We start from the raw sequence: 5,161 nt of genomic DNA, 5'->3' as shown, positions 1-5,161 counted from the left end.
CCCAACCCCTGAAAAAGCACACATTTTGTCACTTAAGTCGACACGCCGAGAAAAGCACACATTTTGTCGCTTAACCCACTGTTCGTCAGCGAGTCTAACTCGGCGGCTCAGTTACTTTAACTGCTGGGTCGGCAAAAAGGGCAGGCCCTCACTTTCGTGAGGGCCTGTGACCTGTATTGTACGGGCGTTTTCCCGTTTAACGTCCTCAAGTGTACAGGCTAGTTGTCGAAAGTCAAGATCAAACACGCTCAATTCATGTAGCGTCATTGCCCATGGGGAAATTCACACATAAGTCACTCGGCGTGTTCCGTGATGCTATTCCGCCAGCGCGTTTTCAGACGTATCTCGACGCTGGCGGAAGTCTTGATCAGGCAGTAGCGCTTTATTTATGGAACATGGAGGCGGCATCAGCGGTGACGCAGATGTCTGGGCTAGTAGAAGTGCTTTTCCGTGACACCATTGACCAAAACTTGCAGGCGTGGAATTGTAGTCAGGGTTTTGGACCAGAGTGGATTACTAACCCTGCCGTGCCTCTGCAACATATAGTTCGTAAAACGCCTCCCTCGCATTGGCATCCTTCGTCGAGTCAACCTTTGTGGAAAGACTGGTGGGAAGCCCGGTCAGAATGCCTGGTGCAGCAACCCAATCATCACGATCTTGTTGCCGGATTATCCTTTGGAACGTGGACTAGCATTCTCCCGCACCCGAGCGCAACGAGTAATAGCAATGCCAGGCTATGGCTCTGGAACAACGCCCTGAGTGTTGGTTTCAGTAATGAACCGAAAGAAGCAATATATCGGTGGTCCCAAGAGGTGAGGCAAATGAGAAATCGTGCGAGTCACCTACGTCCAATGCTTGATACAGACCGGCTGCTGAAGTTCCACAAGTATTCAATTCGTCTGCTTCGAAGCATTAACGAGGACTTTGGCCAAATTGTCGCAGGATTTGCGTTCATCCCTAATGTGATTAAAAGTAAGCCTCTCTAACCCCCCCCAACCAAAACAGCCCGCGCCGTACCGTAGTACCGCGCGGGCTGCCCCACCATGGGCCCCACCAGGCCCTTTAGGTTCGGGCCCCACCAGACCCGAAAGGAGGTCGTCACGCTGTTGCTGTCATCAGAGACTAGCAATGTGACAGGCAATGGTGACTGACCGCATTCCATGGTACCCGGTTGGCGCGGTGGGGGCGAAGTGGGCGTCGGAAAGCGAAAAGTGGGGCGCAAGCAAAAACGCAATTCTGTTCACAAAATCTCGAGCAAACTCATCATCACTACCTGTCCCCCTCCAAAAATGACGCCTACAATCAAACTTTCCAATTCCACGATCTGTAAAGGACCGCCCATGGACCTCGTAAGGCTCTTGCGCAGGCACGCGCGCCCGTACCGCGGCGCGATGCTCGCGGTGGTGTTGCTGCAGGCAATCACGACTGCGGCGACGCTCTACCTGCCCAGCCTGAACGCAAAAATTATCGACGAAGGCGTCTCCCAAGGTGACGTCCCCTTCATCTGGCGCACCGGCGGCGTGATGCTGGCCGTGGCGTTTGTGCAGGTGATCGCGGCATGCGCGGCGGTGTGGTTCGGGTCGAGGGCCTCGATGGGCACGGGTCGCGATATCCGCGAGGAGGTGTTTGGTCGGGTGTCGCGCTTTTCGGCGGAGGACATGTCGCACTTCGGATCGGCGACGTTGATTACGCGCGGGACGAATGACGTGCAGCAGGTCCAGCAGGTGTTCTTGATGTTCTTGAACTTTATGGTGGCAGTGCCGATCATGATGGCCGGCGGCGTGGTCATGGCGGTTCGGGAGGATCCGGGGATGAGCTGGCTGGTCGCGGTTTCTGTCGTTGTGTTGGCGGTGGTCGTGGCGGCGCTGATCGGTCTCCTCCTACCGTTGTTCCGCTCGATGCAGTCGAAGATTGACCGTATTAATGGCGTGCTGCGCGAGCAGATCGCGGGCGTGCGCGTGGTGCGTGCGTTTACGCGGGAGGAGTTCGAGTCCGAGCGTTTCGACGCCGCCAACGCCGACCTCACGCGGTTGAGTCTGAGGATCGGCAATTTGTTTGTGATGATGTTCCCGGTGATCATGCTGATCCTGAACCTGGCGACGGCGGCGGTCCTCTGGTTCGGCGGCCACCGTGTGGACGCGGGTGAGGTGCAGGTCGGGTCGTTGACGGCGTTCTTGCAGTACCTCCTACAAATCCTCGCCGCGGTGATGATGGGCGCGTTCATGGCGATGATGCTGCCGCGCGCCCTGGTGTGCGCCACCCGTATCACGGAGGTGTTGAAGCACGAGCCGTCGCTGATCGAGCCACCGGCCAGCGCAGCCGCCCCGACAAACAGCACCGTCACCTTCGAGGACGTGACCTTCACGTACCCGGGCGCGGAGGAGCCGGTGCTGGACGGCATTTCCTTCCAAGCCAACCCTGGCGAAACAACCGCGATTATCGGTTCGACGGGTTCGGGCAAGTCGACGTTGTTGGGGTTGATTCCGCGTCTCTACGCGCCGACGGGCGGTCGGGTGCTGGTTGGTGGTCGGGATGTGGCGTCGTTACGCCGTGCACAGCTGGTGGGCGCGGTGGCGATGGTGCCGCAGAAGCCGTATTTGTTCTCGGGGACGGTGGCGTCGAATTTGCGTGTGGCCAGCCCGGATGCGACGGATGAGCAGCTGTGGCGGGCGCTCGAGATCGCGCAGGCCACCTTCGTGGATGACCTCGAGATGCCGATTTCCCAGGGCGGCACGAACGTGTCCGGCGGGCAGCGCCAGCGCCTGTGCATTGCGCGCGCGATTGTGGAGCGGCGCGGCGTCCTCCTCTTCGACGACTCTTTCTCCGCCCTCGACATGACCACGGACGCGCGGCTGCGCGCAGCGCTGGCCGAGCACGTGGCTGACGCGACGGTGATCGTGGTGGCGCAGCGTGTCAGCTCGATCCAGAACGCGGACCAGATCCTGGTTCTCGACGCCGGCCGCATCGTGGCCCGCGGCACCCACGATGAGCTGCTGCAAACTTCGCCGACGTATCAGGAAATTGTCCGGTCCCAGCAGACTGTGGAGGCAAAATAATGGCTAAGGACCAAGTCGAACTCACAGACGAGGAAATCCAGAAGCTCGAGGGCTCCATGGACGGCCACTTCGGCGGCGCCCCGCGCTCCGCGAAGAACTTCTGGCCGTCCGCGAAGCGGCTGGTCGGTCTGCTGGCCCCGCACAAGGCGTTGTTTGCCCTGGTGGTGGCGCTGGTGTGCGTGTCCGTCGGGCTGAATGTGTACGCCCCGCGCGTGATGGGCCACGCGATGGACGTCATCTTTTCGGGCGCGATCGGCGCCCACCTGCCCGCCGGCGCCACCCAGGAGCAGGTGATTGAGGGCCTGCGCGCGGGCGGCCAGGACACGTTCGCGGACATGCTGTCCGGGATGGATGTGACCCCTGGTGTGGGCGTCGATTTCTCGCGCCTCGGCCAGCTGATCTTGGCGGTGTTGGCGCTCTACGTCGGCGCCAGCCTGCTGATGTGGTTGCAGGGTTTCCTGCTGAACCGCATGGTCATGCGCGAGATTTACCGCCTGCGTGCCCAGGTGGAGGCGAAGCTGAACCGGGTGCCGCTGAGCTACTTCGACCGCGGCCAGCGCGGCGATATCCTGTCGCGCACCACGAACGACGTCGATAATGTGCAGCAGACGTTGCAGCAGGCGCTGTCGCAGGCGTTGCAGTCAGTGCTGATGGTGTTGGGCATCATGGCGATGATGTTTACGGCGTCGTGGCAGCTCACCCTGCTTGCCCTCGTCTCGATTCCGCTGACGGGCCTGGTGGTGGGGGTGATCGGCAAGCGGTCTCAGCGTCACTTCAAGCAGCAGTGGCGCGCAACGGGCCAGCTCAACGGGCACATCGAGGAGTCCTTTTCGGGCCATGAGGTGATCACGCTCTTCGGCCGCCAGGACGCCTCTCAAGAAATTTTCGACGCCCGCAACCGCGACCTCTACACCGCCTCCGCCTCCGCGCAGTTCCTCTCCGGGCTCATGATGCCGATCATGCAGTTCATCTCCTACCTTTCCTACGTCCTCATCGCGGTTTTCGGCGGCCTGAAAGTCGCGAACGGCTCGCTGACGCTCGGCGCGGCGACGGCGTTCATCCAGTACTCGCGCCAGTTCAACCAGCCGCTCGGGGAGCTCGGCGGCATGGCCCAGATGGTGCAAAGCGGCGTCGCGTCCGCCGAGCGCGTCTTCGAGTTCCTCGACGCCCCCGAGGAGCCCCGCGAGTCACACCCCACCCCCAAGCGCGCCTCCGGGCACGTCCAATTTATCGACGTCCACTTCTCCTACACCGACACTCCCCTCATCCAGGACCTCAACCTCGAGGTGCAGCCGGGCCAGAAGGTCGCCATCGTCGGGCCCACCGGCGCGGGCAAAACCACCCTGGTGAACCTGTTGATGCGCTTCTACGACATCGACTCGGGCCAGATTCTCCTTGATGGCGTCGATACGCAGTCGATGTCGCGCCAGGACTTGCGCAGCCAAGTCGGCATGGTACTTCAGGACGCCACCCTCTTCGAAGGCACCATCCTGGAAAACATCCGCTACGGCCGCCTCGACGCCACCGACGAGGACGTCATCGCCGCCGCCAAAGCCACCCTTGTCGACCGCTTCGTGCACACCCTCCCCGACGGCTACCACACCGTCATCGACCAGGACGGCGGCGCCCTCTCCGCCGGCGAACGCCAACTGATCACCATTGCGCGCGCCTTCGTGTCGAAGCCTTCCCTGCTCATCCTCGACGAAGCCACCTCCAGCGTGGACACCCGCACCGAGCTGATGGTGCAGCACGCCATGGCCGCCCTCCAAGCCGACCGCACCAGCTTCGTCATCGCCCACCGGCTCTCCACCATCCGCGACGCCGACCTCATCCTGGTCATGCAGGACGGCCACATCGTCGAGCAAGGCGATCACGCCTCCCTCCTCGCCCGCCGCGGCGCCTACTGGGAGCTCAACCAGGCGGGCTTCTCCGAGGATTAGGTCCCTCGGTGGGCCCGCTGAGGCCCCTCGCGCACCACATTCCCTCCCTGTCCCCCGCCGACCTGGGCTTTTCTAAACCCGGCTGCCGAAAACGCTTTATGTCAAGTGGTTGTGAACATGGTTGGGTGTTAGATCGTGATGGGTTGTGGGGGCGGGGCGGTTTGG

Annotated in this window: 3 protein-coding genes; all 3 read left to right on the top strand. The window is 61.6% G+C overall.

Annotated features, from left to right (window positions below; all coding sequences use genetic code 11):
- The first annotated feature begins 272 nt into the window (after window positions 1–272).
- On the top strand, window positions 273–986 hold the full coding sequence (locus tag KBX14_RS11030; RefSeq protein WP_256042550.1) for a hypothetical protein: 714 nt from the start codon (window positions 273–275) through the stop codon (window positions 984–986).
- 354 nt (window positions 987–1,340) lie between these two features.
- Window positions 1,341–3,056, top strand: coding sequence for an ABC transporter ATP-binding protein (locus tag KBX14_RS11025; protein ID WP_256042549.1), 1,716 nt, complete (start codon window positions 1,341–1,343; stop codon window positions 3,054–3,056).
- On the top strand, window positions 3,056–4,996 hold the full coding sequence (locus KBX14_RS11020) for an ABC transporter ATP-binding protein (RefSeq protein ID WP_305083656.1): 1,941 nt from the start codon (window positions 3,056–3,058) through the stop codon (window positions 4,994–4,996). The genes KBX14_RS11025 and KBX14_RS11020 overlap by 1 nt, the downstream gene beginning before the upstream one ends.
- Window positions 4,997–5,161 lie beyond the last annotated feature (165 nt).

This window comes from Corynebacterium sp. CCUG 61414, from assembly GCF_024453945.1.
GTDB classification, from domain to species: Bacteria; Actinomycetota; Actinomycetes; order Mycobacteriales; family Mycobacteriaceae; genus Corynebacterium; species Corynebacterium pseudogenitalium.
The sequence above is the reverse complement of the archived record's forward strand: the minus strand, read 5'-3'. Positions and strand labels throughout refer to the sequence as shown.

What these genes read in the sequence shown, in the direction of transcription:
- KBX14_RS11030 (WP_256042550.1), top strand. Translation starts at nt 273, where the DNA reads ATGGGGAAATTCACACATAAGTCACTCGGCGTGTTCCGTGATGCTATT.
- KBX14_RS11020 (WP_305083656.1), top strand. Translation starts at nt 3,056, where the DNA reads ATGGCTAAGGACCAAGTCGAACTCACAGACGAGGAAATCCAGAAGCTC.
- KBX14_RS11025 (WP_256042549.1), top strand. Translation starts at nt 1,341, where the DNA reads ATGGACCTCGTAAGGCTCTTGCGCAGGCACGCGCGCCCGTACCGCGGC.